The sequence below is a fragment of the Pseudoalteromonas sp. AWM4_233 genome (genome assembly GCF_056158285.1).
In genome coordinates, this window is the sequence record NZ_JBSWSZ010000113.1 from 599,533 (window position 1) to 626,527 (window position 26,995).

22 protein-coding genes are annotated in these 26,995 nt (G+C 39.1%); 17 read left to right on the forward strand and 5 right to left on the reverse strand.

What is annotated here, in order from left to right; translation table 11 throughout:
• Positions 1-5: 5 nt before the first annotated feature.
• The 7 genes from hisD to hisIE are packed head-to-tail and all read left to right on the forward strand — an operon-like array spanning position 6 to position 6,126.
• Positions 6-1,295 carry a histidinol dehydrogenase gene (hisD, locus tag ACXAC4_RS24105; RefSeq protein ID WP_475166581.1) on the forward strand — a complete coding sequence of 430 codons (1,290 nt, stop codon included), beginning with the start codon at positions 6-8 and terminating at the stop codon, positions 1,293-1,295.
• Positions 1,296-2,351 (forward strand): histidinol-phosphate transaminase, encoded by a 1,056-nt coding sequence (gene hisC / locus ACXAC4_RS24110; RefSeq protein WP_475166585.1) that lies wholly within the window; start codon positions 1,296-1,298, stop codon positions 2,349-2,351.
• 16 nt (positions 2,352-2,367) lie between these two features.
• Positions 2,368-3,429 (forward strand): bifunctional histidinol-phosphatase/imidazoleglycerol-phosphate dehydratase HisB, encoded by a 1,062-nt coding sequence (gene hisB / locus ACXAC4_RS24115; RefSeq protein ID WP_475166588.1) that lies wholly within the window; start codon positions 2,368-2,370, stop codon positions 3,427-3,429.
• Positions 3,426-4,016: an imidazole glycerol phosphate synthase subunit HisH gene (gene hisH / locus ACXAC4_RS24120; protein WP_475166593.1), complete on the forward strand. Its 591-nt coding sequence runs from the start codon at positions 3,426-3,428 to the stop codon at positions 4,014-4,016. The genes hisB and hisH overlap by 4 nt, the downstream gene beginning before the upstream one ends.
• Before the next feature lie 12 nt (positions 4,017-4,028).
• The gene (locus tag ACXAC4_RS24125) at positions 4,029-4,763 is read left to right on the forward strand and encodes a 1-(5-phosphoribosyl)-5-[(5-phosphoribosylamino)methylideneamino] imidazole-4-carboxamide isomerase (RefSeq protein ID WP_475166597.1); all 735 of its coding nucleotides are present in this window, start codon (positions 4,029-4,031) and stop codon (positions 4,761-4,763) included.
• Positions 4,745-5,524, forward strand: coding sequence for an imidazole glycerol phosphate synthase subunit HisF (gene hisF, locus ACXAC4_RS24130; protein ID WP_475166601.1), 780 nt, complete (start codon positions 4,745-4,747; stop codon positions 5,522-5,524). Before ACXAC4_RS24125 ends, hisF begins: the two co-directional genes overlap by 19 nt.
• On the forward strand, positions 5,515-6,126 hold the full coding sequence (gene hisIE, locus ACXAC4_RS24135; RefSeq protein ID WP_475166603.1) for a bifunctional phosphoribosyl-AMP cyclohydrolase/phosphoribosyl-ATP diphosphatase HisIE: 612 nt from the start codon (positions 5,515-5,517) through the stop codon (positions 6,124-6,126). Before hisF ends, hisIE begins: the two co-directional genes overlap by 10 nt.
• A 242-nt stretch (positions 6,127-6,368) precedes the next feature.
• On the opposite strand, the gene ACXAC4_RS24140 is transcribed toward hisIE, so the two are convergent.
• Positions 6,369-8,162: a M61 family metallopeptidase gene (locus tag ACXAC4_RS24140; RefSeq protein WP_475166605.1), complete on the reverse strand. Its 1,794-nt coding sequence runs from the start codon at positions 8,160-8,162 to the stop codon at positions 6,369-6,371.
• Positions 8,163-8,349: 187 nt separating this feature from the next.
• On the opposite strand from ACXAC4_RS24140, the gene ACXAC4_RS24145 reads away from it, so the two are divergent.
• The 6 genes from ACXAC4_RS24145 (at position 8,350) to ACXAC4_RS24170 (ending at position 15,372) form a co-directional block, all read left to right on the forward strand.
• Entirely contained in the window at positions 8,350-9,891 is a 1,542-nt protein-coding gene (locus tag ACXAC4_RS24145) for a GGDEF domain-containing protein (protein ID WP_475167727.1), read from the forward strand.
• 14 nt (positions 9,892-9,905) lie between these two features.
• Positions 9,906-11,246 carry a nucleotide 5'-monophosphate nucleosidase PpnN gene (ppnN, locus tag ACXAC4_RS24150; RefSeq protein WP_475166610.1) on the forward strand — a complete coding sequence of 447 codons (1,341 nt, stop codon included), beginning with the start codon at positions 9,906-9,908 and terminating at the stop codon, positions 11,244-11,246.
• Positions 11,243-12,010: a flap endonuclease Xni gene (gene xni / locus ACXAC4_RS24155; RefSeq protein ID WP_475166615.1), complete on the forward strand. Its 768-nt coding sequence runs from the start codon at positions 11,243-11,245 to the stop codon at positions 12,008-12,010. The genes ppnN and xni overlap by 4 nt, the downstream gene beginning before the upstream one ends.
• Before the next feature lie 68 nt (positions 12,011-12,078).
• The gene (locus ACXAC4_RS24160) at positions 12,079-12,468 is read left to right on the forward strand and encodes a DUF3192 domain-containing protein (RefSeq protein ID WP_138479423.1); all 390 of its coding nucleotides are present in this window, start codon (positions 12,079-12,081) and stop codon (positions 12,466-12,468) included.
• A gap of 7 nt (positions 12,469-12,475) precedes the next feature.
• The gene (locus ACXAC4_RS24165; protein ID WP_475166619.1) at positions 12,476-14,158 is read left to right on the forward strand and encodes a hypothetical protein; all 1,683 of its coding nucleotides are present in this window, start codon (positions 12,476-12,478) and stop codon (positions 14,156-14,158) included.
• 206 nt (positions 14,159-14,364) lie between these two features.
• A complete protein-coding gene (locus ACXAC4_RS24170) occupies positions 14,365-15,372 on the forward strand; it encodes an isocitrate dehydrogenase (RefSeq protein ID WP_058032489.1) in 1,008 nt (335 codons plus the stop codon).
• Between the two features lie 66 nt (positions 15,373-15,438).
• Here ACXAC4_RS24170 and ACXAC4_RS24175 read toward each other — a convergent pair whose 3' ends face one another.
• Positions 15,439-18,405 carry an immune inhibitor A domain-containing protein gene (locus ACXAC4_RS24175; RefSeq protein WP_475166623.1) on the reverse strand — a complete coding sequence of 989 codons (2,967 nt, stop codon included), beginning with the start codon at positions 18,403-18,405 and terminating at the stop codon, positions 15,439-15,441.
• A gap of 399 nt (positions 18,406-18,804) precedes the next feature.
• On the opposite strand from ACXAC4_RS24175, the gene ACXAC4_RS24180 reads away from it, so the two are divergent.
• Together ACXAC4_RS24180 and ilvN are read left to right on the forward strand one after the other, a co-directional pair.
• The gene (locus tag ACXAC4_RS24180) at positions 18,805-20,529 is read left to right on the forward strand and encodes an acetolactate synthase 3 large subunit (protein WP_475166625.1); all 1,725 of its coding nucleotides are present in this window, start codon (positions 18,805-18,807) and stop codon (positions 20,527-20,529) included.
• A complete protein-coding gene (ilvN, locus tag ACXAC4_RS24185; RefSeq protein ID WP_475166630.1) occupies positions 20,529-21,026 on the forward strand; it encodes an acetolactate synthase small subunit in 498 nt (165 codons plus the stop codon). Before ACXAC4_RS24180 ends, ilvN begins: the two co-directional genes overlap by 1 nt.
• A 57-nt stretch (positions 21,027-21,083) precedes the next feature.
• On the opposite strand, the gene ACXAC4_RS24190 is transcribed toward ilvN, so the two are convergent.
• From ACXAC4_RS24190 to ACXAC4_RS24200, 3 genes are all read right to left on the reverse strand, one after another.
• Positions 21,084-21,359, reverse strand: a complete 276-nt coding sequence (locus ACXAC4_RS24190) for an HU family DNA-binding protein (RefSeq protein ID WP_138479433.1) — start codon at positions 21,357-21,359, stop codon at positions 21,084-21,086.
• Between the two features lie 149 nt (positions 21,360-21,508).
• Positions 21,509-21,817 carry an MGMT family protein gene (locus tag ACXAC4_RS24195; RefSeq protein WP_475166638.1) on the reverse strand — a complete coding sequence of 103 codons (309 nt, stop codon included), beginning with the start codon at positions 21,815-21,817 and terminating at the stop codon, positions 21,509-21,511.
• Positions 21,807-22,697: a LysR family transcriptional regulator gene (locus tag ACXAC4_RS24200; RefSeq protein ID WP_475166641.1), complete on the reverse strand. Its 891-nt coding sequence runs from the start codon at positions 22,695-22,697 to the stop codon at positions 21,807-21,809. Before ACXAC4_RS24200 ends, ACXAC4_RS24195 begins: the two co-directional genes overlap by 11 nt.
• A gap of 149 nt (positions 22,698-22,846) precedes the next feature.
• Between ACXAC4_RS24200 and ACXAC4_RS24205 the strand changes: the two genes are divergently transcribed.
• Both ACXAC4_RS24205 and ACXAC4_RS24210 read left to right on the forward strand, forming a co-directional pair.
• Positions 22,847-23,926 (forward strand): efflux RND transporter periplasmic adaptor subunit, encoded by a 1,080-nt coding sequence (locus tag ACXAC4_RS24205; protein ID WP_475166644.1) that lies wholly within the window; start codon positions 22,847-22,849, stop codon positions 23,924-23,926.
• Between the two features lie 2 nt (positions 23,927-23,928).
• Positions 23,929-26,979 carry an efflux RND transporter permease subunit gene (locus ACXAC4_RS24210; RefSeq protein WP_475166646.1) on the forward strand — a complete coding sequence of 1,017 codons (3,051 nt, stop codon included), beginning with the start codon at positions 23,929-23,931 and terminating at the stop codon, positions 26,977-26,979.
• Positions 26,980-26,995 lie beyond the last annotated feature (16 nt).

Sequence of the window (26,995 nt, forward strand, 5' to 3'; positions counted from 1 at the left end):
CGACTGTGTTTAAGTGGAATGAGGGTTCTCAATCAGCACAGGCTGCAATTTTACAAAGACCTGCAGTTACAGCCAGTGAGTCGATTGAGAAGCAAACACAAGCGATTATTAATGATGTCATTGCAAACGGTGACAACGCATTACTTGAGTTTGCTAAAAAGTTCGACAAACGTGAACAACCTCGTTTACGTGTGCCGAGCGAAGAAATAGCACAAAGTGAAGACTTGCTTGAACCGTCTTTAAAACAAGCCATTGATTTAGCTTATAGCAACATCAAAGCGTTTCACGAACAGCAACAACCGATGTCTAAAAAGATTGAAACCGCACCGGGCGTTGTGTGTGAATTAAAATTTGAAGCCATCGATGCTATCGGTCTTTATGTACCTGGTGGCAGTGCGCCACTGCCTTCTTCTGTTTTAATGCAAGGCGTGTGTGCACAGCTATCAGGCGCAACAACTGTGGTTTTAGCAACGCCTGTAAATGGTAATGAGCGCATCCACCCTGCCATTTTATATGCAGCTAAACTTTGCGGGATCACCACTATCATCGAAAGTGGTGGCGCGGGTGTTATCGCTGCTATGGCCTATGGCACTGAGTCAGTCCCTAGGGTAAACAAAGTATTCGGCCCTGGTAATAGTTATGTGACCATGGCAAAACAACTGCTTAGTCAGTCTGTTCCTGGGTTTGCGATTGATATGCCAGCAGGTCCTTCTGAGGTTATGGTCATTGCAGATGAGCGCGCAAACCCGGCTTTTATCGCCGCTGATTTACTCTCTCAGGCAGAGCACGGACGAGACTCTCAAGTTCTACTTGTGTGTAACTCTGAAGAAATCATTGCCCTGACAAAGCAGCAAATTGAGCTTCAGCTTGAAACTTTATCTCGTGTAGATATCGCACGTGAGGCGCTAGAGAACAGTGCCTTGATATTAGTCGATGACATGGCACAGGCGTTTGACGTTTCTGCCAAATATGGTCCTGAACACCTTATTTTACAAATTGACCAAGCCGACCAATATGTCGGGTTAGTTAAAAATGCAGGCTCAGTGTTTGTTGGTGATTATACGCCTGAATCTGCGGGGGACTATGCCTCTGGCACAAATCACGTATTACCAACTTATGGCTACAGTAAAGTCTACTCAAGTCTTAATTTAATGGACTTCTATAGAACATATACTGTGCAAAGTATTACCCCTTCGGGTTTAGTCAATTTAAGCAAAGCGATTTTGCCGCTTGCTGATGCAGAAGGATTAGACGCACACGCCAATGCCGTTAAAGTGCGTTTGGAGAACTTGTAAATGAGTGATGTGATCACCACGCTGTTACCAAAGAACATCAATGAGCTAAAAGCGTATAGCTCAGCTAAAAGCATGAAACTAACGGGCTCAACTTGGTTAAATGCCAATGAAAGCCCATATGCTAAAACTTTTGACGTAAGTCTAGATAACTTGAATCGTTATCCTGATCCACAACCGCAAGCAGTGATTGAGGCATACGCTGATTATGCAGGTGTAAGCGAAGAAAATGTATTAATGACACGCGGTGCTGACGAAGGAATTGAGCTGTTAGTTAGAACTTTCTGCGAGCCGGGAAAAGATTCAATCAGCATTTTTGCACCAACTTACGGCATGTATAAAGTCACGGCTGATACACACAATGTCGCATTAAATGTATTGAGCCAAGAGCAACTCATTAATGACGATAAAGCCGCAATTAGCGAAGCGTGTGCGCAATCAAAACTGGTTTTTATTTGTAATCCAAATAATCCGACCGGCGCAATTTTACCTGTAGAGAAAATTGCTGAAATCGCGGATGAATTGTCTGGTAAGGCTATTGTTGTTGTAGATGAAGCCTATATTGAATTTTGTGAAGCATATTCTTCTGTGAGTCTGTTACAAGATTTCAATAATATTGTTGTCTTAAGAACTCTTTCTAAGGCTTTTGCTTTAGCAGGTCTAAGAACGGGCTTCATGCTTTCTAACAGCGATCTATTGAATATCGTTAGAAAGGTCATAGCACCTTACCCAGTTTCGACTGTGGTTGCTGCGATTGCAGCACAAGCATTAAGTAAAGATGCCATCACTCAAGTAAAACGCCAAGTGCAAATTTTAAACGCAGCGAAAGCTGAGCTTTCAATAGCACTTAAAAACAATAAACAAGTAATCACTGTTTTAGACAGCTATGCAAACTTTGTCACTATCCGTTTAAAAGACAAAGCAACCATTGATGTTGCCATGCAATCTGGTTTGATAATGCGCCCATTTGTATTATTCGACCAAGATGATTGGATCAGAATTTCGATCGGCACAGAGCAAGAATTACAACAAGTCACCGACTGGCTTAATGGCCTCTAAGTAGTAAGGAATAAAAATGAGTCAACCATATCTATTTATCGACCGAGACGGCACATTAATTGATGAGCCAATCACGGATAAACAAGTCGACAGCCTAGAAAAGCTAGTACTACTGCCAAATGTTATTCCTGCGCTATTACAACTTCAAGCTGTAGGTTACCGCTTAGTGATGGTGTCAAACCAAGATGGCTTAGGCACTGATAGCTTCCCAACGGCTGACTTCGATATTGCACAAGACAAGATGATGGAAATTTTTTCATCACAAGGGATCAAGTTTGATGACGTTTTGATCTGCCCGCACTTCGATGAAGACAACTGTAATTGTCGAAAACCGAAAACAGGCTTGCTTACAGAATTAATGCGTTCAGGGAAGGTCGATCTTGCTAAGTCTTATGTCATTGGCGACCGTCAAACTGATTTAGGCCTTGCTGATAACTTGTGTATTCAAGGTATTCTTTACGAAGGTGACTGGCCGCAAATTGTTACTCAATTAACCACACAGAATCGTGAAGCATCGGTAACGCGCAACACCAAAGAAACACAAATTGATGTTGCAGTAAATCTTGACCGAGGCGTAAGCGGAGAAATTTCTACAGGGTTAGGTTTCTTTGATCACATGTTGGATCAAATAAGAACCCACGCCAATATCTACCTTAATATTAAAGCCTCTGGCGACTTACACATCGACGAGCACCACTTGGTTGAAGACATCGGTATCGCGCTTGGCCAAGTTGTAAAACAAGCTCTTGGTACTAAAACGCAAATTAACCGTTATGGTTTTGCGCTGCCAATGGATGAATGTAAAGCTGAATGTCAGATTGACTTATCAGGCCGCGCCTCATTTGTGCTCAATGCCGATTTCTCTCGTGAAAAAGTTGGAGATTTAGATGTACAAATGGTTGAGCACTTCTTTAAGTCGTTCTCTGATAATGCTGCTGTGAGTTTGATCTTGTCTGTATCAGAGGGCAATTGTCACCACCAGGTAGAAGGTTTATTTAAAGCTTTTTCAAGAGCTTTACGTGTGGCAATCCAAAAAGATGCGAGCCAATTAACGGCAAGCTCTAAGGGGTGTTTATGATAGCCATTATAAACACTGGCTGTGCCAATATTAACTCTGTGCGTTTTGCATTTGACCGTCTAGGGGCTAATCCTGAAATTATTACAGCCCCTGAACAACTAGCACAATTTGACAGAGCAATACTTCCAGGCGTTGGCCATGCGTCTGTTGCCATGAAACGTTTGCTGGATAATGGTTGGCAGCAAGCCATCGATGAATATCAAAAGCCCTTGATGGGCATATGTTTAGGTATGCAGCTTTTATGTGAGAAAACCTCTGAAGGTGACGTTAACTGCTTAGAAAAAATTCCGGGCGCTGTAACTGAGCTCGAAGTAGGCAATTTAACTGCACCGCACATGGGCTGGAATAATCTTGTAATTGAAAAACCTCACGCGCTTACGCAGGGACTCACTGCACAAGATCAAGTTTACTTTGTGCATAGCTTTGCACACAGTGTGAATGACTTCACCTTAGCATCTGGCGAATATGGTCAAACCTTTTCTGCCATCGTCTGTAAAGACAACTACGCAGGGATGCAATTTCACCCTGAAAAAAGTGCACAAGTCGGCGCTAAGCTTTTAACAAACTTTTTAAATTGGAATGTATAGGCAGAGGTTAACATGATAATTCCAGCTTTAGATGTACTACAAAATCAAATTGTTCGCCTCTACCAAGGTAAATACGACACAGCCCAGTTCTATCCATTTGAATTAGGTGAACGTCTGCTTGCCTATCAGAACTCAGGCGCAGAAAAATTACATTTAGTAGATTTAGAAGGCGCTCGTGATCCGCAAAAGAAACAGTGGCAACAAATTCAAGCAGCAACAAAAGCATTAAACGTCCCTTACCAGGTCGGTGGTGGCATACGCAGCTATGAAGATGTAAAACAATGGATTGAAGCTGGTGCGGCTCAAGTTGTTATTGGGTCAATGGCAGTAGATCAACAAACGCAAGTTGCAGAGTGGATCAAAGAGTTTGGCCCTGAAAAATTTGTCATTGCACTGGATGTGAACAAAACAGAATCTGGTTGGGCGCCTGCTACACACGGTTGGTTAAGCGATGCCGACAAAGATCTATTCACCCTGCTCGACTTTTATGTGGAATTAGGAGTTGTTGATTTTTTATGCACGGACATCAGTAAAGACGGCACAATGACAGGCCCCTCTTTTGCCTTGTATGAAGAAATCGTTGCTCATAATAACAGCATAAAAGTACAAGCCTCTGGTGGGGTAAGTTCATTAGACGACATTAAGCGACTCGCTGAAATTGGTGTAGGCGGTGTCATATTAGGTAAATCAATTCTTGATGGTGCTTTTACAGTTGAGGAGGCACTTGCATGTTATCAAAACGCATAATTCCTTGCCTTGATGTAAAAAATGGTCAAGTAGTAAAAGGCGTTAAGTTTAAAGGTCACGAAGTTGTCGGTGACATTCTAGAACTCGCTGAGCTTTACAGTAAAGCCGGTGCTGATGAGCTGGTGTTCTATGAAATTTCTGCCAGTGTAGAAAAACGTTTATTAGATGTCACTTGGGTAGAGCAAATCGCCCGTCACATCGATATTCCGTTTTGTGTTGCTGGTGGCATTAAGTCTGTTGAAGATGCCGCTAAAGTACTTGAAAGTGGTGCTGATAAAATCAGTATCAACAGCCCTGCAATACACAGACCAGAACTTATTAAAGAATTACACGATGAATTTGGTAAACAATGCGTGGTCGTGGGTATCGACAGCTTTTATGACGCTGAAACAGATCAATATCTTGTTTATCAGCTCACTGGCGATCCGAATGCGTCATCAAGAACCCGTTATAAAACACAAGAATGGGTTAAACGTGTGCAAGATTTAGGCGCAGGTGAAATTGTTTTAAACTGCATGAACCAAGACGGTGTACGCAAAGGCTACGACAATAAACAACTATCTGAAATAAGAGCGATTTGTGACGTGCCGCTTATCGCATCTGGCGGTGCAGGTACCATGCAAGACTTTGTAGATGTATTTGAGCAAAGCCAAGTTGACGGTGCTCTTGCAGCAAGCGTATTCCACAAAAACGTCATAGACATAAACGAACTTAAACAATTCCTAACAAACAATGGGGTCGCAGCGAGATTATGCAACTAACCAAAGAAAACTTATCAAAACTTGATTTTAAAAAGTCCGATATGCTGCCTGCGATCATTCAAGATGCAGCAACTGGGCAAATTCTGATGCAAGGTTTTATGGACCAAGCGGCCATTGAAATGACTTTTGATAAAGGTCTAGTCACCTTTTATTCTCGCTCTAAACAGCGTTTATGGACTAAAGGTGAAACCTCAGAAAACTATTTAGAGCTTGTGTCAGCACACACAGATTGTGACTTTGACTCGATCTTAGTGCTTGCAAACCCGAAAGGCCCAACCTGCCACTTGGGCACAACAAGTTGCTTTGGAGATGCAAAACCTCACTTAGCTTTTTTAGCTGAGCTTGAGAATGTGATTGTTGAACGTAAAGATGCAGATCCAGCATCAAGTTATACAGCGTCACTGTTTGCAAAAGACTTAAGCCGTAGTTGCCAAAAAGTGGGCGAAGAAGGTGTAGAAGTCGCACTAGCCGCCATGAAAAAAGACAATGAAGAACTACTTAATGAGTCAGCTGACTTGCTTTATCACCTTACCGTTTTATTGCAACGTAGCGAGTTAAACTTAAAAGATGTGATTGATACGCTTGAGCAGCGACATAAATAATTAACCTGAGCTCTGGTTAATTAATTCATCGAAAAATATAAAGCCCAAGTGATTATAATCACTTGGGCTTTTTTATTACTTTAAAAAGAAAAAATTAATACCAATCCTCTTAATTAAGTGATCTATTTTGAGGCAAATAAAACTTGTCGGTAGCAAGGCGAAAATTTTGCTATTTAGTTGTTCTAAATAAGAAATTTTCAACGAAGCTAACGTCAGTTTTAGTCCCTCTAAATGATTAAGTATTATTGAGGATTGGTATAAATCGCATTTGGATGTTCTACACCCGTCCAAGCTTTATACAATTTAGCCTGACGTTCAGTCGGTGCTTTAACTGCTTTCACTTTTTTAGGTTTATCAAAGTCAGAAGTAAGCTTTACTTTTGTCGTCATAAGTTGATGACGTCTAATAAAGCTTGCAGTAACCTCTTGCTCTGGCTCAAACAAAGCCAACGTCTCTTTTAATGATTTACGTACTTGGCGTCCATCTAAAGCTACCAATTTATCACCGGCGGTTAAACCTCCCTGCCATGCAGAGCTTTCTCTCGCTACATGATTTAAAATAAGTAGCTCACCATTAGACTTTGCCATCACATCCAAACCAGCAACAGCTTTGCTATTGTCCGGACGTGTATATTCTAAGCCGACAATTGCAAGGAGTGCATCAAAGTCAATACTAAGCGGTGATTCAACATTCTCTTTCCACCACGTTGAATAATCACGACCAGATATTTGCTTTAAAATATTCTGAACATCTTGGCTATTAAAGCTTTTAGGTAATTTAAACTGTTTATATAGCTCTGAATGCACATCTCTGTAACTTACTTTACCTTCACTCTTGTCTAGTAAGTCAATATCAAGTGCTAGTGAAACTAATGACCCTTCTGAGTAAATATTGGTACTGAAGTTACGGCCATGATCGCCACCAGCGTTAATCCACTTATCAAAACTGGTTTCAGCAGCTGACTGCACTTCTCTACCCGGTGTTTTTAAGTGACGCGAAATGGTTTTATTCAGATCTTTATAAAACTCTTCACTGGTTGTTATGCCTGCACTCAATAGTAAGTAATTTTCTAAATAACTGGTTGAACCTTCAGACAACCACAACAAATCAGAATAATTAGGTGCAATGTAATCGTATGGCACTAGGCCTGCTGGACGGTAGTTTTTTACATTCCACGTATGGATAAATTCGTGCGCAGCCGTTGCGATAAAGCCGATGTAGTCATCACGTTTAGCAAACGAGTCTCGGTGTCTTTGGATAATGGTCGAATTTAAATGCTCTGTCGCACCACGAGCACCGCTAGTCGCATGTACCATAAATACATAGCGTTCATACGGATAATCATGCCAAATTAAGCTGCCTGTTTTAACAAGCTTTTTAAGGTCGGAAAGCATTAATTCAACATCGTAATTACCCTCGCCCCAAATAACGAGTTCATATTTACGACCATCCACTTCAAATTTATATAAGTCGTTAATACCTGTTTCAATAGGAGAATCTAATAAAATATCGTAGTTGTCCGCTTTAAAACTATGCTTGTCATCAGCGAAATCCATCCCTGAGACTGAACGCCACCCTTTTGGCACATCTAGGTCTACAGTTACTGGCTCTTGCCTAAATGAATCACTGAACATAAAAAAGCCTGATGCATCAATAAATGCGTGGCTATCATCAATATGGCGCGAACGCATACCCAATTGATTCGCATAGACTTGGTAAGAAATATTGACTTCTGTTGGCTCATTTAAATGTACGCGCCATGTATTTTTATCAACCTTTTTCCATTGAAGAACTTCACCGTTTTCACTTTTTGCATCAAAAAAACGAATACCATTGGCAAGGTCTAAAATTTCATAACGACCAGTTCGCCAATCTGGAAGATGTACATCTAAGTGCGCTTGAGCTGTTTTCGGAAAAGTTACTTTAACATCACCAATATGATGCGCAGGTTCATGTATCGATAATTTATATTCCACATCAGCAAATGCTGGAAGAGCTGTAAAAGCAGCAAGAAGAGAGAGTGTAATTTTATTCATACTGGTATTTATAATATTCATAGAAAAGTATAAGAAAAGACTAACAAACTCCCCTTATAAAGTTTAATAAAAGAGATAAACTACATATCATCAGGCTTGTTGTGATATGTAACAAACAAATTGCCTTCAAAAATGAGATAATTGTTGTAAACTTAAAGTGTTAATGAATTTATAGATGGCGAAATTTGTGACCAATAAAGATGCGCTAATAGAAAAAAAACTAAAACAAGCAGTTAAAGCACGAGCTGAGCTCGAGAATGCGCATAAAGATCAAATACAGACTCTAAGTAATTTTGCGGCGAAGCTCGCAGTGAGTAGCAAAGGTCAAGATGTTGCTCTAGATAATCTTTTGGCTAAATTTAGACAAGCGCTGAGTAAAGGCGTGAGCTTTGATGATTTAGCTCCTCTTATTAATACCATTACTCAATCCCTTAAAAATCAAGAATCTGTCAACGCTGAAAATCATCAAAAGCTTTCAAACAGTATTTCTGACGCGGGTAAACAACTGCAAAAGCTTAAAGGTATCCCAGATGATACTCGCCGAAAACTTCGCAACTTATTAGATCACGAATTGACTGAAGTAAATGTAAGTTATGAATTTTTGCCTGTTTTTGAGAAGCTCATTGGTATTTATCAAAAAGTGTTAGCTGTCAAAACAAGCTCTGACGTTTCAGCAAAAACAGAAACAATGCAAAAGCCTGAATTGGCCAGTGAGTTATTAACTTTAGCCAATGAAATTACATTCGAAGACGATGTGTCAAAAGAAGTCATCGATATTAAAACGACACTATCTCAGTCTGCAGAAGTCGATGTATTACTTGATTGTGCTATTGCAATCATAGAGATAATTGCCAACAGCATTGCCAGAGAGCGTCAATCTGCTCAAGGTTTTTTAGTCTCACTCAATCAAACATTAGAAGAGCTTCATGCTTCTATTCTTAGTACGACCAATTCGACTAAGCATATGAGTGCCGAGCTTTCAGGTCTAAATAAACAAATTGAGACTAAGATCAAACTTTTAAATGAACAAACGCAGAAAGCGACATCTATTTCCGATTTAAAAGAACTGGTTGACGGTGAATTAAAGCTTTTGAGAAAAGACTTAGTCAAACGAGAAGAATTAGAACAAAAAGATAAAGCGGATTTACTCGCCAGTTTTGAGCAAATTAATTCTCGCATCAATGTTTTAGAGACTAAAGTTAATACTTATAAGAAAAAGCTTTCAGAACAGCAATTTAAAAGCTTACTAGACGGCTTAACAAAACTACCTAACCGTGCAGCGTTTGACGATAGATTTAATCAAGAGTTTCACATGTTCGAACAGCACGGTAATGAAACGACTTTGGTTGTTATAGATGTCGATTTCTTTAAATCTATCAATGATCAATATGGTCATAGTGCTGGCGATAAAACACTACAAGTAATCGCTAGAGCTTTAAAGAAAGCAATACGTAAATCTGATTTTATTGCCCGCTATGGTGGTGAAGAGTTTGTTTTATTAATGCCAGGTATGCCTTTAACTCATGCCAAAGCGCCATTAGAAAAGATTAGGAATACCATTAAAGCAATTCCATTTAAGTTTAAAGATAAGCAAGTACAAATAACTGTGTCTTTAGGAGCGACGCAATTTAAAAAAGGTGATACACCTTTGGCAGCTTTTGATAGAGCTGATGATGCACTTTACGAAGCAAAAAACAGTGGTAGAGATCGCCTTTGCATTCGTAAATAACAAGGAGAATGCCTATGCAAGTCCAACTAAATCCAACTGGCGTACTTAATTTACTTTCAAAGCTTGAAGTCGACCTTTTACAAGCCTCTTCAAGTACAGAAAGGTATAAACTTTTTAGAAACTGCGTATTAGCAGTATTAAACGTAGGAAGTCATACTGATTCTAGCAGCGAAATCTACGACAAATACCAAGATTTTGATGTAAAACTCATCGCTAGAGAGCGCGGTATAAAAATTGAGTTAGACAACCCCCCCGAAACTGCCTTTGTAGATGGAAAAATAATCACAGGTATTCACGAGCATATATTTTCTGTAATCCGTGATTTGTTATTTATTTATCAACGCCATGAGCCAACTGAAGACGAGCAACAAATTACTCATATGGTCTTTGATATGCTCAGGAATGCTTCTGCGTTACCTGTTAATACAGATCCAAATATGATTGTTTGTTGGGGCGGTCATTCAATCAGTGAAATCGAGTATAAATACACAAAAGAAGTCGGATATGAACTAGGCTTACGCGGGCTAAATATTTGTACCGGCTGTGGACCAGGGGCAATGAAAGGCCCTATGAAAGGCGCAACCATTGGTCATGCAAAACAACGTATTACTAGTAACCGTTATTTAGGCCTAACTGAACCGAGTATTATCGCCGCAGAGCCCCCTAACCCTATCGTTAATGAGCTCGTTATATTACCCGATATCGAAAAACGTTTAGAAGCATTTGTCAGAACAGCTCATGGCATTATCATTTTCCCTGGTGGTGCAGGTACAGCTGAAGAGCTTCTATATTTATTAGGCATACTGTTACACCCTGATAATCAAAAACAATGCCTGCCCGTTATTTTAACAGGTCCTGAGTCATCAGCTGATTATTTCAAAGAAATCTGCCAATTTGTTGAAGATACGCTCGGTGAAGAAGCTTTAAGTAAATTTGAAGTGATTGTTGGCGATCCACAAAAAGTGGCGGTCACTCTCAAGCAAGCTATGCCTAAGGTTAGGGAATATAGAAAATCTCAGGGCGATGCTTATTATTTTAACTGGACGCTAAAAATTGAGCACCATTTCCAAATGCCATTTGATCCAACTCATGAAAACATGGCTAATTTGAACTTATCCTTAAATCAGAATAAAGAGCTTCTTGCAGCTGATTTGCGCAGAGCATTTTCAGGTATAGTAGCTGGTAATGTTAAGGATGAAGGCATTAGAGAAATCAAAAAGCATGGACCTTACCAGCTTCATGGTGAAACATCGTTAATGGAAAAAATGGACACCCTATTACAAGCATTTGTAGAGCAAGGCCGTATGAAGTTACCTGGCAGTAAATATACGCCTTGTTATGTAGTGAATAAATGAGTAGAACCTTAGTACTAATCGATGCGCTGAACCTCGTTCGGCGCATTTTTGCAATTGAACCAAACCAAGAAGATATTACCGCTGTAAATAATACCGCTCAACGGGTTTCTTCAGCCGTTAATAAGTTACTAAATCTTACTTCAGCAACTCATGCTATAGCTGTGTTCGATGGTGATGGAAGTTGGAGGTATCATTACTATCACAAATATAAAGTCACAAGAAAACCTATGCCTGAAATCTTGTCTAGAAACATGAAGACTATTGAAAAGGCATTTGAACAAACTGGCATACCCGTTTATAGACCAGATCACGATGAGGCTGACGATATCATTGCAACCCTTGCAACTAAGGCAGCTGCTGCAAACGTAAATGTGGTGATAGCCTCAACAGATAAAGGCTTTTTCCCTCACCTTACCCCAAGCATTAGAATATATGATTATTTTAAGAAAACCTGGATTGATGCACAGCAGATAAGAGATAAATTCAAAGTCGAAAAGCATCAACTTACTGAACTTTGGGCTATGGCAGGTGATAAAACAAACGATGTACCAGGTATAGCTGGAATTGGTTTAAAAACAGCACAAAGATTATTAAACCAATGTGATGATTTTGAAAATATTTTAGCTTACGAATCGCTAAAACCCGCTGAAAAGCAAAAGATCCACTCTGGTGTAGACGATTTTATTACTAGTAAGAACTTGGTTTCATTAAGAACAGATATACATTTAGGGTTTAATCTACAAGACTTGAGAGTTACCCGTTAATTGTCTAAGAAAGTTTTAACTCTTGAAGACTTTGATATACTGACTTTGACTTAATTCTTGGACTTGTCATGATCAAAAAAGTACTGCAATACATAATTTTAGGCCTTGCTGTTTATGCAAGTATTGTCATGCTAGTGATCAATTTCTATAAAGATGACCCTCAAGCTATGATCTGGCAAGATAGAGAGGCATTCAATAACCGTTTTATTTCAAAACTTGATGAATCTGAAGTAATGCCTTTGGAGGAAGTACTTGAAACACTTGGTAGCCCGGACTTGACCTATGTGTCTAAGCAACAAGATGATGTTTTTCAAATAGTTTACTATAGAACACAACTTGTTAAATCTGATGGCATTACAACTCAAGACGAATGTACAGGCCTGTTATTTAAAAATGGTATTTTGCTAGTTTGGGGTGATAATGCAACTCTTGAATATACAAAAATAAGTGGAGAATAGTGCCACCGTGAAAGCATCTCCTACACAATTAAAAAAACTTTTCGAGCATTCACATCAAGTTCTAAGGCTTTACTACAACAAAGAAAAATGGCCTATTATCTATCCAAGTATTACGCAACTAGCTGAAAGGTTTGTTCAGTGTTACAGTCAGCAACCTGGCGCATTACATGCCCACCTTCACTTTTACGCAAAACATCAAGGATACACAACTAACCTAGTTGTAAATCAATGCATACTTGTTACTGCAATCTGTTACGCATTAAAGTTTAATAAAGAAATCACAGAATCATTAGTAATCGCTGCTATATCTGACCAAATATGCACATCAAATGAAACTAATAAGCTTGCTGCAGGGCAACACCTAACAGAACAAGCTCAAAGGTTAGTTCAAAATCGACATGCACTCGCTGTGAAAATGCTGAATAAAGGCAATGTGCCCACTGGACAAGTACAAAGAATTCTCGCGCGTTTGGATAAATATGCTTCAGCCATTACGGGTATTAATGCAATACCCCTTTATGATAATCCCAGCATTATCGTCGCAATCGCTATGCGCATTGCCAAAGCAATTACACCTAGACCAAGAGTAAAAACGTTTAGCCTTAATCAAGCGATAAAATCACTTTATTTAAGCTGTTATAACGAATTCGCACAGAATGCATTATGTGAATTAAGTGGACAACTTGTTGCCCACCCCTCTGGACTGTCAGTGTCTTATAAGAATGAGCAATGTATTGTTTTAGCAAAAAATGGCAATATTCATTACCTTGCGTTAATGATAGAAAATAAAGCCAGAAGGATCATCAGAACGTCTCAGCCCATCTTTGGTGATTACCGAAGTCAAATTATCAGTGATCCAATTCTACTTTATAAAATCTGGTTTAATGAACAGTTACCAGAAACCGAAGTCAAAGCTTTAGACGATAGTGAAAACCTTGAGTCTATTGCAAAGCTCGGAAACACTAAATACCCTGACTTTAAACAACTAGAAAAAGTAGTTACTAATTTTGAACATATAGAGCAAGCACTTAGAACTGCAGCTAAGCAATATAATCGTCAAGGACAAAAAGCGGGGAGTTTGAGGCATAGTTTAACAATGGTGGGGTTAGATACAGCAGCTTTACTTTGTCAGCGTGTATTACTAGAAACCATGATTGCAAATATTAGTCACCCATTTGCGTCTGATATTATCAATAAATACGCGCATATTAATAAAGTTATCACCTTGTTAATAAGTAAAAAACACAGCGAAAAGTTTGAATTTTACCTCTGCCCTTTCGCCTCTTTTATTTACTTCTTACTTCATCAGCACCCTGAGAAAATGATGCGTTTTATTAAAATAGACGAGGATGAATTTTCGAGTAAACCACTTTCAATTGCACAATTATTTGGGCTAAAGGATTACCAGCATGATTCATTAATAGAATATGTGAGCAATTACTTTTCTGAGTCATTTTCACATCGCGCACTGTTAAATACTGAAACAAAGACGAAAAGTCAGTTGAATGACGTCGACAAAGAATTTGTTGCTATTAAGTATTTGGCAATGACAACACTATTCGATATTGATTTAGGAACACCATGGCAAAAGCAAACCACAACGGATGTGCTTAAACACTTCGAGTGGGAAAATATTGATGTGTTCAAAGCCGCTCTGCTAGACCTATCACCACATTGTGTCATTGAGTGATATTTATTCTATAAATATTATCAATGACAAACATAAACAGTGATTATGCCTATTTTTCATTACTTGCTGGCATAAGACTGCATAAATTGTTATAAAACGCGCTTAATTTTTCAAGCGAACACACACCTTCCTTCTTTGTTTACTACACTCTGTATTTAGTGCCCAAGTGGCTAGGTGTGAAAAATATATTGATAAAGGAAACCATAATGGCAAAGCAAACTATCACTGTGATCAAGGGCGATGGTATCGGTCCAAGCATTATTGATTCAGCAATTGAGATCTTAAACGCTGCAGGCTGTGATTTTGATTATGAATTTGTTGATGCAGGTTTAACTGCACTAGAAAAAACAGGTGAGCTTCTACCTAAAGAAACACTAGAAGTAATCGAAAAAAATAAGATCACTTTAAAAGGCCCATTAACTACACCTGTTGGTGAAGGTTTCACTTCAATCAATGTAACACTACGTAAGCAATTTGGCTTATACGCTAACGTTCGCCCGGTAAAATCTTTTGCAGGCACAAAAGCGCGTTACGACGACATTGATATTATTACTATTCGTGAAAACACACAGGGCATGTACTCTGGTCTTGGTCAGGTTGTTTCTGAAGATGGTAATGAAGCAGAAGCAATGTCAAAAATCACACGTGATGGTGCAGAGAAAATTGTAACATTTGCATACGAGTTAGCACGTCGCGAAGGCCGTAAGAAAGTAACTGCTGTTCACAAAGCGAATATCTTGAAATCAACTTCAGGCTTATTCCTTAAAGTTGCACGTGAAGTCGGTGAGCGTTATCCAGATATCGAATCAGCAGAAATGATTGTTGATGCGACGTGTATGAAACTTGTTATGACACCGGAAGAATTCGATGTAATCGTAACAACTAACTTATTTGGCGACATCTTATCAGACCTATGCGCTGGTTTAGTTGGTGGCCTTGGGATGGCACCTGGTGCAAACATTGGTGAAAATGCTGCTATTTTTGAAGCAGTTCACGGTAGTGCACCTGACATTGCAGGTAAAAACCTTGCAAACCCAACTTCAGTAATCTTAGCGTCAATCCAAATGCTTGAATACTTAGAAATGGGTGAAACAGCTGACCGTATCCGTAATGCAGTAGCTGATGTGATCAAAACTGGTGACAGAACTACACGTGATCTAGGTGGAAGCCACGGTACGACAGATTTCACACAAGCTGTGATCGATCGCCTTTAATAAAAAATAAAACTACGATTTATTTTTGTTTATTATTAAAAAGAGCTGCAAAAGGCAGCTCTTTGTTTATGAGTAAAGCTTAAATCTGCGTAACAATAACAAGCCAGACAACAATAGCACAAACATACTACCGCCAGAACTCGACTCTTCACTTTGATTTTCAGTAACGGTCACCGTTTTTGTTTCTGTCTTCGTTTTATTACTCTCTGTATCTGTTAATATTGCTGTGACAGTAAACTGCCCACTAGCAGAATAAGTATGCGACACGCTCTCACCATTTCTCTGATTACCATCACCAAAATCCCAGCTAACACTGTAATTTCCTGTCCCGCCAGACAAAGCTGCTGAGGCAGATAACTGAAGTCCGTTCGTCGTCACAGATGTAGTTATTTCAAGTGGAACAGCCAAAGTAATCTGCTTCGATTCAGAAACAGAATTATCATTACCATCTGTCACTGTCACTTTAACCGTGTAAGAACCGCTTAGTGAATAACTATGGGATATTTCATCACCATTTAAACTATTTCCATCCCCCATATCCCAGTCAATTTTATAGGGTTCAATTCCCCCATTAAACGAAACCTTACCTGTCAGAACACCATTTGCATGCGCTAAATCTACCTCTGAAACCTCTAAAGGTTTGCTTAAGTTAACTTCAGTTTCGGCACGATTTACTTGGCCATTTTCTTTACGCTGTGTGAATTTAACCGTGTATTTTTGATATTGTTCAAATTGAATAGTTGGGTTAAGAACTTCACTTGATTGACCGTCAGAAAACTCCCAAGTGAAGCTATCTGTCTCAGATAACAAAAACCCATTTGCAAAAAAGCGCACTTGGTTATCGTTGATGATATAACTGATGTCTGTTTGTCCTTTTATATAAGAAATTTGAACTTCAGCATTATCGAAAGATTCAGAGATATCTAAAAGCTCTATCTTTAAGCCATATTTAGGCACTTGAACACCAGACTCTGGCTGTAACTTGAATGTATAATCTAAACTATCATCAAAAAAGCTTACTGACGAAAGGTCATTGTCTCCTAGTCCTGCTGATTGTGGCGTTAGTCGCATTGCTGCGTCGCGGACTTGTATCATTGAACTAGCAGCATCAGTACCATTAGACATAAATATTGGTCTCTGATCTGTATCGATAATAAGTAAATCACCAAAACCTTGATGTTCAGAAGTGTTATTATTTTCATAATTTTCATTAGAATACCAAAGCGTTAAGCCAGCAGGGTATTGGGCTTGCTGTAAACCTTTATCTAATCCTTGATGGCTTCTTAATTGTAGGTAGTAAGCGTGCTCATTGCCTGACTTATATCGACCTATTTTTCGAAAACCGTTGAACTGGTTACTATTATTACTTTCAGCGTTGTCTGTTAGTATTATTTCTTGTGATGAGGAAATTGATATGTCGTCAAGTACAATGCCAAAGAAAGAAACTGCTGTATCTGTTTGATAAACAAAGGTAATGGTCACTTGTTGATTAGCATATGCAGAGAGATCATAAGTTAAATCAACAAATTCACCATTTTGTACATTACTTGAGGCCGAGCTACCATCAAGATAATGCCTAACACTTGGGTAATTAGGATGAGTAGTTTTCGTTGCATTACCAGCTAAAGGTTCAGAGTTCACATAAACCTGAAAAATATCGTAGTCAGATTCAATACTAAACTTACTCTTCATTTTTAGTGTTAACAGATCCGAGTCTGGTAATGACACCTGAAATGACATTTGGTTATTGAGATTATTACCATCGCCCGAATAGTATTGAAATGAGCCAGAGCTTGGTACGATAAAGTCTTCTAGTAAAGGAGGTAAGGTAATTTTAATTTGATTTGTAAATTCGTTAAAAACACTTGCATGCGTTACATTATAACTTTCACTGCCATCTATTGAGGTCAACTCAAGCGACTTTTGATTAACCCAATTTCCTCCAAAACGATTTTGAAGATATTCTAAATTTTTAGGGCTGAACATGACTGGGGCTGACCCTCTGACTTCCCCCATCCAACTACCACTTGACATGACAGACCAATTAGCAACAGGTTCACCTATTTCTATATCTTTTAAGTCGTATTCGTCTGGAAGACCTAAATCATGACCAAATTCATGTACAACCACACCAATCCCTGCATCAATTGGATTAATTGTATAATTATAGGCTTTTATAGATGAACCAGTTACATTCGCGGGCTGATTTGAGCTATTTGTCACAAAGAATCGGTGTGACCAAATCGCATCATCACCGAGCACACCGCCACCTGCTTCTTGGCCAATGCTTGAGTGAAACAATAGAATATGGTCAATGATACCATCAGGCTCATTGATAACCCCATCGCCATCAAAATCATTCAGATCAGTTTGATCGTACTCAGTAAGGTCTACACCTTGAGCAACTAACGCTTCAACAGCTTCTAAGACCAATTCAGCTACATTCTCATCGCGAATGTCTCCACTTTGTCGACCATAATAAGCAGCCTCTTCCTTTACAGTAACCCAACCATAGACGTTGCCAGTTAAGTCAAAATTGTTTCCTGTGACATTTTGATAATATTGTCTGGCACTAGAAAAGTTTTCTTCGTTAGGTCCATTAAAACCATCGACAGAGAAAAGTAAATCACGATAATGTTCGAGTGGATAACTGTTATAGAACATATCGGTATCACCAGATTCAAGTCTAGGATCACTTGACCTCAAGTCTGGGAAATCTACAAGAATGCCTAAAATCTTTACTTTATGCAGCGTATCGCTGTTGTCACTTTGTACATATTGTTTAAGGCGTTTACGGGTTTGTTTGACTCCTTTAAAAGGTATAGTTAACGATGATAATTTTGGCTTTCCGCTTTGTGAAATATAATTATTTAATAACTGTTTTTTCTCATATTCGCTTAAAGCACGTCCAAGTTTCTTTTCTTTCCAAAAAACAACTCTTTCTTCATCCAATCGTAATAAATCAGGCATAGCATTGGCATGTATACTAAATAGAATGCCAAGGTTAATTAGAACAAAATACTTTAAATTCATATATTTCACCGATATCCGTTTATTAGTTCGATACTATCACTACAAAGGGTACACGTCTGTACCAAGATAAAATCGCAGTAAAAATACTTTATTCATTCAATTATTAAAAATAGACCACAAGAACAACCAAATCATCACCAAAAATAAATTTATAGAAATTTTATGCAACTTTAGTTTGAATCGTCTTGACTTATGCATATAAAAAACCTTTAATGTTTTTGTTTAGATTTTAATAGTATTTTTATTTCAAGTTATGATTTCTAATTTAATTGTAAATGTCGTGCTCGTACTGGTCTTTTTAATAAGCTCAGCGGGGACGTATTAACTTGATTTACGATGAAACCCCGCAATTGCGGGGTTTTTTTTTGTTTAATTTTACGATTGCACCGAGGAATGAGGATGGTACAAACGCAATTTAACGGCTCAGAGTTAGTCGTGAAAGCTTTAAAAGCTTTAGAAGTAGAATATATATTTGGCTACCCTGGTGGGTCAGTACTGGATCTATATGATGCATTATTTCAACAAAGCGACATTGAGCATGTTTTAGTTAGGCACGAACAAGCTGCAACACATATGGCTGATGGCTATGCCAGGGCAACTGGTGAAGTCGGCGTCGTGCTTGCAACATCAGGCCCTGGTGCAACAAACTGTATTACTGGTATTGCCACTGCATACATGGATTCTATTCCAATGGTCGTACTATCAGGGCAAGTACCTTCAAATCTGATTGGTGATGATGCATTCCAAGAAACCGATATCGTTGGTTGTTCAAGACCAATTGTTAAGCATAGCTTCAACTGCAGAAGTGCAGAAGAGATCCCTACGGTTCTGGCCAAAGCTTTTTATCTCGCTAATTCTGGTCGCCCAGGTCCGGTGGTCGTTGAATTACCCAAAGACATTTTAAATCCGCAGTTAAAGTTCGAGTTTAAGATGCCTAGTCAAATAGAAATGCGCACTTACAACCCTAGTGTTAAAGGTCACGGAAAACAGATAAAGAAAGCCGTTGAAGCTATCTTAAATGCAAAGCGTTTAGTTATCTATTCTGGCGGTGGCGTTGTTTTATCTGATACATCAGATAAATTGAAAGAGCTGGTAGAAACTCTGAACGCCCCCATCACAAATACCCTCATGGGTTTAGGTGGCATTAGTGGCACTCACCCTAACTTTATTGGCATGCTTGGTATGCATGGCAGTGTTGAGGCGAACAAAGCGATGGCCAATGCAGATGTAATTTTAGCACTAGGTGCAAGATTTGATGATCGTGTTACCAATAATGTTAAAAAATTCTGTCCAAATGCGACCATTGTGCATGTAGATGTTGACCCTACTTCTATTTCTAAAACCATCAAAGCACATATTCCAGTAGTTGGATGCCTTGCGACTGTATTTGGGCAATTGTTAAGTGCAATTAACGCCAGCTCAGAACGCATTGACCGAGCTGCACAAGAGGTTTGGTGGGAAGAAATTACAAAGTGGAGAGCACAAAAATGTCTTGCTTATGAAACCAACCCTGAAGTTTTAAAACCGCAAACTGTCATCGAGAAAGTATACGAGATTACTAATGGCGATGCCTACGTATGCTCTGATGTTGGCCAGCATCAGATGTTTGCCGCCCAGTACTACCCGTTTAAAAACCCGCGCCAATGGATTAACTCAGGAGGCCTTGGCACCATGGGCTTTGGCTTGCCTGCTGCAATGGGAGTCAAAATGGCTTTTCCTGAAAATGAAGTACTGTGTGTAACCGGTGATGGTTCTATTCAAATGAATATTCAAGAGCTATCAACATGCTTGCAATATGGTTTAGCAGTGAAAATTATTTCGTTGAACAACCGCTCATTAGGGATGGTGAGACAATGGCAGGATATGCAATATGGTGGTCGCCATTCAAGCTCTTACATGGAATCTTTACCTGATTTTGTTGCGCTGGCAGAAAGTTATGGCCATATCGGCATTAAAGTCGATAGCCCTGATCAACTTGACGAAGCACTTGAAAAAGCATTCTCTATCAATGATAGATTGGTATTTTTAGATATTCGTGTAGACGAAAAAGAGCATGTTTATCCTATGCAAATAAAGCTTGGTGCAGTTGACGATATGTGGTTGAAAAAAGGAGTGAAAGCATAATGCGTAGAATCTTAAGTATCCTTTTAGAAAATGAGCCTGGCGCATTATCAAGAATTGTTGGCTTATTCTCACAGCGCGCCTATAACATTGACAGCTTAACGGTTGGAACGACTGACGACCAAACCTTGTCGCGTATTACAATCACCACCCATGGTGACGATAGAGTCGTCGAGCAAATAACCAAACAAGTCAATAAACTGGTAGATGTGCTTAAAGTTCAGGACTTAACAGAAGTTCAGCATATTGAAAGAGAGCTGTTACTTGTTAAAGTATATGCAAGAGATGAAACCATGCGTGCCGCCATAACGCGTATTGCCGATGTGTATCAAGGCGCCATTATCGACATGGGTAAACAAAGCTATACCCTGCAACTGCTTAGTAGCTCTGAGAAAATTGAATCGTTTTTAGATATGCTAAGACATGAGAGCGATATTATAGAATTAGTACGCTCTGGTGCGGTGGGGATAGGCCGCGGTGATAAGGCTTTAAGAGCCTAAATTAACAATAAAAAAAGGGGCTGAGGCCCCTTTTAGTCAATTCAATATAAGTAAATATTACTGATTTACTTGATCTTTAAGACCTTTACCTGCTTTGAAGCTAGGAATATTTGCTGCTGCGATTTGGATCTCAGCGCCAGTCTGTGGGTTACGGCCAGTACGAGCTGCACGCTCTTTTACTGAAAAAGTACCAAAACCAACCAGTGCTACTGAATTACCTTCTTTAAGAGAAGTTGTAACAGCACCAGTGAATGATTCAAGCGCTCTTGCTGCAGCGGCTTTAGAAATTTCAGCATCAGCTGCCATCTTTTCAACTAGTTGAGCTTTATTCATTATTTAATTCCTATTTATTGTAATTTTGCCTAAGCAAAACCTATGTTTATGTATTTTTCGGCTTAGTGCAACTATTTACTACAGATTTTTATGAAAAATCGCATTAAATACCGTAAATAAAGGGCTTTCGAGTTGTTTTAGAGTTTATTTTAATCAAGCCACTTAAATTCTTTTAAGCTCACTTTATTATTTAGAAAAACCACGCCCTCATTTTCAAGCCTTTCTTTCTGTTCAAAAAACTTGCTGCTATCCACCGGAAATGAAATTTTTCCTTGTGAGTTTATCACTCGATACCAAGGTAACTTAGAATCTTTTGGTAGCGTTTTTAAAATGTGGCCCACTTTCCTAGAGTAATTGGCTTGTCCCGCCAGTTTGGCGATTTGTCCATACGTTGCAACATGACCACATGGGATTGCACCGATAATGGTATGCACCCGTAATTCAAAATCATCCATCATATTTTTCACCTAACTGTTTAAATCTAGACCAAATCGCTCTAGCTACAGGCCCATGGTGTCTCGTATGCTTTCTAAACACATGGATGTTAGCTGTGAAACTGTCTTGTCTGTCTACAATCCTTATTCGCTCTAATTCACCGTTATCAATTTCATTTTTACAATGCGCGAGACTGGTTAGAGCAAACCCTAAGCCTGACAACAAAAAAGACTTCATGGAGGTCAGATCATCGACTTTCATACGGTTCGTGTTTAGCGTGTAAGCCAAACGCTCACTGTCAAAAGCAAACGCACTTTCAAACATAGCAATACATGGATAAGACTCTAAGGCTTCGTATTGCAAAGATGAAGGTAACAAACCTTTTTTTGCAACTATTCCGAGCTCTATCTCCCCAACTTTCATCGTTTCAAGCTCACCCGTTGCGTGAAACAAATCAAACCAAGGGCCTATGCCTAACTCAGCTCTACCACTGTTCACTTGCTGCAGCGCTTCAAAACGCGGGCCACTGGTAATTGAAAATTCAGTAGACTTATACGTTTTAAAAATATCTCCAATGGCTTCATTGTATATATTCTGATAAGAAATGGGTTCATAACAAATGCTAAACTTAGCTTCATTACCCTCAGCAAATTCATTGGCCAGAATCTTCAAATCATCACGAATAGCCAACAACTTGGTTGCCTCCAGATAAAAATGCCTACCTTGCTCTGTGAGTTTTAATCGATATGTTTCCCTATCTACAATGCTAAACCCAAGGTTTTGTTCTAGTCTTTTAATTGACTGAGAAATGGCCGGCTGGGTCTTGTGCATCCTTAATGCAACTTCTTGTAAGCTTTTAGAATTTGCAACTGCATCGAGTATTTCGAGATCTGCCAACTTCATAAATTAAACTTATCAACTATACAACTTTTAATAATTTTAATTTTATCAGGTTTTTTCTTATCCTTACCGAAAATTTTTTAAGAGCTAATAGCAACTCTCTTAATTAAGTGATCGATTTAGATGATTGGTATAAATAAATGGAGTGAACCATGTTGAGGTTAAGTGTTATCGCACTGCTTACAGTTTTGACACTAGGCTGCAGTCAAGAAAATGAAAACTCGGAAAAAATAGAGGTTATTCGGCCTGTTAAACTATTCGAAGTGAAAGATCCTACAGCGCACAATATTCGCAGCTTTCCAGCCGAAGTCGTGGCTAACCAAGGCTCATATCTTGCTTTTCGTGTCAGTGGTGAGCTTATAGAGTTCCCTGTTCGCGCTGGGCAAACTATTAATAAAAACGACCTACTCGCTAAATTAGATCCTGAGGATTTTCAATTACAGTATGAACAACGTAAAGCACAATTCGAACTTGCTAGTGCTCAACTCAAGCGTGTGGATTCATTATTCAAACGTTCTATTGCAACCAAAGCCGAGTTTGACCAAGCCCTTGCTAACAAACAAGTCTCTGAGTCGGCATTTAAAATCGCTAAAACAAATTTAGAAAATAGTGAGCTTCGCGCGCCTTTCACAGGAACGGTTGCCAAAGTTTTTGTTAAGAACTTCGAAAATATCGTTGCCAAGCAAAATATTCTGCGTCTAGAAAGCAGAGATATGATGGATGTGGTGATTTACGTTCCTGAACGTTTAGTTGCCAGAGTTAAAAAAGATTTAGATTATCACCCTTCTGTTACCTTTGATGGTTATACAGACAAAGCGTATGACCTATCAATCAAAGAATGGGACACACAGGCTGATCCTACCACGCTAAGCTATAAGGTGGTTTTCTCATTACCCATTCCAAAAGACTTTAATTTATTTGAAGGGATGACGGGCCAAGTTTCAATAGACCTTTCAAAAATCACCGAACATCACAGCAATTCAATCACTGTCCCTGCCTCTGCGGTTTTCTCTTCTGATACAGAGCAGTTAGAAAATAACGCCTATGTTTGGGTTTTTAATCCAGATACACAGATTTTATCTAAGCGTAAAGTCTCGGTTGGCAATATCTATCAAGATCAAATTGATGTACTTGAAGGCCTTAACGTTGGCGAACAAGTTGTATCGGCTGGCGTATATCACCTATCTGAAGGCCTAAAGGTAAAACCTTGGGTTAAAGAGCGAGGTTTATAATAATGAGCCTAGCTAAATGGTCAATTGATAACAAAGTCATCAGTTGGATGTTTGCGATATTGCTTTTAATAGCAGGTGCAGCCTCTTACTTAGACTTAGGGCAGCTCGAGGACCCAGAGTTTACGATAAAAAAAGCCATGGTCATCACCTATTACCCAGGTGCGTCTCCAGAACAGGTAGAAGAAGAAGTCACTTTTGTCATAGAAAATGCCATTCAGCAATTGCCTTATGTCGATACTATTTCTTCAATTTCATCAGCTGGAAAATCACAGATAACTGTTGAAATGAAGAGTATTTATAGAAAGCAACATTTACAACAGATCTGGGATGAGCTAAGAAGAAAAGTAAACGACCTTTCAGGACGTTTTCCTAAAGGCGTTTCTACACCTAATATAATTGATGAATTTGCCGACGTGTATGGTGTGTTATATGCGATAACTGGTGACGGCTACTCTTACAGTGAATTAAAAGATTATGTTGATTACTTAAAGCGTGAACTCGTACTTGTTGACGGGGTGAGTAAAGTCACAGTCTCTGGTATTCAGCAATCTCAGGTTATAGTTGAAATATCAACGCAGAAATTATCGCAATTGGGTATTCCGCCAGCACAAATTTTTTCACTATTACAATCTCAAAACCATGTTTCAAATGCGGGCAAAATACGAGTTGGCGATGAGTCAATCCGTTTTCACCCAACTGGTGAATTCCATGATGTGTCTGAATTAGAAAGCTTATTAATTTCAAGCCCTGGCGCCAATGAACTTATCTATTTAAGAGACGTCGCGACAGTCAAAAGAGAGTTTGCTGAAATCCCTACTCATTTAACTAAATACAATGAGCAGCAGGCACTGTTATTAGGGATTTCATTTAATTCCGGAGTGAATGTTGTTGATGTTGGTAAAGCAATCGATAAACATCTTGCTGATTTAGAGTATCAACGTCCACATGGTATGGAAATATCGTCAATTTATAATCAGCCAAATGAAGTAGAAAAGTCAGTTAATGGTTTTATTGTTAGTTTAGTTGAAGCCGTCGCGATTGTGATTGTGGTGTTACTAGTATTTATGGGCGTAAAAAGTGGCATTCTGATCGGTGGTGTTCTACTCCTTACGGTACTCGGTACGTTTATATTCATGAAACTGTACGCCATAGATTTACAAAGAATTTCTTTAGGTGCACTGATCATAGCTTTAGGGATGCTGGTTGATAATGCCATAGTTGTCACTGAAGGCATCTTAATCAATCTAAAACGTGGACAAACTAAAGTTCAAGCCGCCATAAATATTGTCGCTCAAACTAAATGGCCGCTACTTGGCGCAACTATTATAGGGATCACTGCATTTGCTCCTATTGGTTTAAGTAGTGATGCCAGTGGTGAGTTTGCAGGCTCTTTATTCTGGGTATTACTCATTTCATTGATGTTGAGCTGGGTTACTGCAATTACATTAACGCCATTTTTTGCTGACCTCATGTTCAAAGAAACAAAAAGTAGCGATAAAAAAGCATCAGATCCATATCAAGGCGTTATTTTTACTGTCTATAAAGCCCTATTAAGTACCGCGCTTAAATACCGTGTTTCAACCATTTTATTCATGGTTGCACTACTCGTTTCTTCTGTCATCGGCTTTGGTCAAGTAAAACAATCGTTCTTCCCAGCTTCAAATACGCCAATGTTTTATGTCGACTATTGGCATTATCAAGGTGCTGATATTCGTAGCACCGCAAATAACATAGCTAAGATTGAGAGTTTCTTGTTACGTGACGAACTCGTTGAAGATGTTACAACAACAGTTGGCCAAGGTGCTCCAAGGTTTATGCTTACCTACGAGCCAGAAAAACAATACAATGCCTATGGACAACTTATCGTCAGAGTGAAGGACCGTGACTCTGTTGAAGTTATGATTGAAAAGTTAAGAACGTTCGAAATAAATATGCCAATTGATGGCAAAATCAAAGTGAAGCGAATGGAAATTGGCCCATCTACGAGTGCAAAAATTGAGGCACGTTTTTCAGGTGGAGATCCAGTTGTACTTAGACAGCTTGCTGAGCAAGCTAAGCAAGTTCTGCAGAAAGATATAGGCGCTTTTAACATTCGTGATAATTGGCGTCAGCGAACTAAGGTGATCCGTCCTCAATTTAATGAACAAAAAGCCAGAAGACTAGGTATTAGTAAGGCTGACATAGATGACTTATTACTTACCTCTGTAACAGGTAAAACGGTCGGTTTATACCGAGAAGGCACAGAGCTGCTTCCAATTATTGCGCGCTCTCCAGTTGATGAACGTAATCAGGTAAATAACTTATCAGATTTACAAATATATAGCCCTATCCTCAATGTCTTTGTACCAGTAACAACGGTTGTTGATGACTTTGAAGTAACTTGGGAAGATCCACTTATCATGCGTAAAGATAGAAAACGTACTATCACAGTAATGGCTGATCATGATGTCATAGGCGACGAAACGCCAGCTAAACTATTTGCACGCGTGAGAAGTGATATTGAAGCGATACCACTACCTAAAGGCTATCACTTAGATTGGGGCGGGGAATTTGAGGCCTCAAGTAAAGCACAAAAAGCAATTTTTGGCTCATTACCCTTGGGTTACTTGGTCATGTTTATCATTACTGTTTGCCTGTTTAACTCTGTAAGACAACCGCTTGTGATATGGTCAACCGTACCTTTGGCTATTATTGGCGTTACTGCTGGGTTAGTTGTGTTTCAAGCACCATTTAGCTTTATGGCTCTTTTAGGCTTATTAAGTCTATCAGGTATGCTTATTAAAAATGGGATTGTGTTAGTCGACCAAATAAATCTAGAGTTAAGTGAAGGTAAATCACCATATCAAGCAGTATTTGATTCAGGTGTGAGCCGTGTTAGACCTGTTTCTATGGCTGCTATCACGACAATCTTAGGCATGATCCCATTGCTATTTGATGTGTTTTTCAAATCAATGGCTGTGACTATTATGTTTGGATTAGGGTTCGCCACAATTCTCACTTTGATTGTGTTGCCAGTTATTTATTGCCTGTTTTTTTCGATTAAACAAAAATAAAAAAATGGCCTTAATT

Coding starts and splice junctions, on each gene's coding strand:
- ACXAC4_RS24180 (WP_475166625.1), top strand. CDS start 18,805: ATGGTACAAACGCAATTTAACGGCTCAGAGTTAGTCGTGAAAGCTTTA.
- ACXAC4_RS24140 (WP_475166605.1), bottom strand. CDS start 8,162: ATGAATAAAATTACACTCTCTCTTCTTGCTGCTTTTACAGCTCTTCCA.
- hisB (WP_475166588.1), top strand. CDS start 2,368: ATGAGTCAACCATATCTATTTATCGACCGAGACGGCACATTAATTGAT.
- ACXAC4_RS24210 (WP_475166646.1), top strand. CDS start 23,929: ATGAGCCTAGCTAAATGGTCAATTGATAACAAAGTCATCAGTTGGATG.
- hisH (WP_475166593.1), top strand. CDS start 3,426: ATGATAGCCATTATAAACACTGGCTGTGCCAATATTAACTCTGTGCGT.
- ACXAC4_RS24200 (WP_475166641.1), bottom strand. CDS start 22,697: ATGAAGTTGGCAGATCTCGAAATACTCGATGCAGTTGCAAATTCTAAA.
- hisIE (WP_475166603.1), top strand. CDS start 5,515: ATGCAACTAACCAAAGAAAACTTATCAAAACTTGATTTTAAAAAGTCC.
- xni (WP_475166615.1), top strand. CDS start 11,243: ATGAGTAGAACCTTAGTACTAATCGATGCGCTGAACCTCGTTCGGCGC.
- ACXAC4_RS24160 (WP_138479423.1), top strand. CDS start 12,079: ATGATCAAAAAAGTACTGCAATACATAATTTTAGGCCTTGCTGTTTAT.
- hisC (WP_475166585.1), top strand. CDS start 1,296: ATGAGTGATGTGATCACCACGCTGTTACCAAAGAACATCAATGAGCTA.
- hisF (WP_475166601.1), top strand. CDS start 4,745: ATGTTATCAAAACGCATAATTCCTTGCCTTGATGTAAAAAATGGTCAA.
- ilvN (WP_475166630.1), top strand. CDS start 20,529: ATGCGTAGAATCTTAAGTATCCTTTTAGAAAATGAGCCTGGCGCATTA.
- ACXAC4_RS24170 (WP_058032489.1), top strand. CDS start 14,365: ATGGCAAAGCAAACTATCACTGTGATCAAGGGCGATGGTATCGGTCCA.
- ACXAC4_RS24195 (WP_475166638.1), bottom strand. CDS start 21,817: ATGATGGATGATTTTGAATTACGGGTGCATACCATTATCGGTGCAATC.
- ACXAC4_RS24205 (WP_475166644.1), top strand. CDS start 22,847: ATGTTGAGGTTAAGTGTTATCGCACTGCTTACAGTTTTGACACTAGGC.
- ppnN (WP_475166610.1), top strand. CDS start 9,906: ATGCAAGTCCAACTAAATCCAACTGGCGTACTTAATTTACTTTCAAAG.
- ACXAC4_RS24190 (WP_138479433.1), bottom strand. CDS start 21,359: ATGAATAAAGCTCAACTAGTTGAAAAGATGGCAGCTGATGCTGAAATT.
- ACXAC4_RS24125 (WP_475166597.1), top strand. CDS start 4,029: ATGATAATTCCAGCTTTAGATGTACTACAAAATCAAATTGTTCGCCTC.
- ACXAC4_RS24175 (WP_475166623.1), bottom strand. CDS start 18,405: ATGAATTTAAAGTATTTTGTTCTAATTAACCTTGGCATTCTATTTAGT.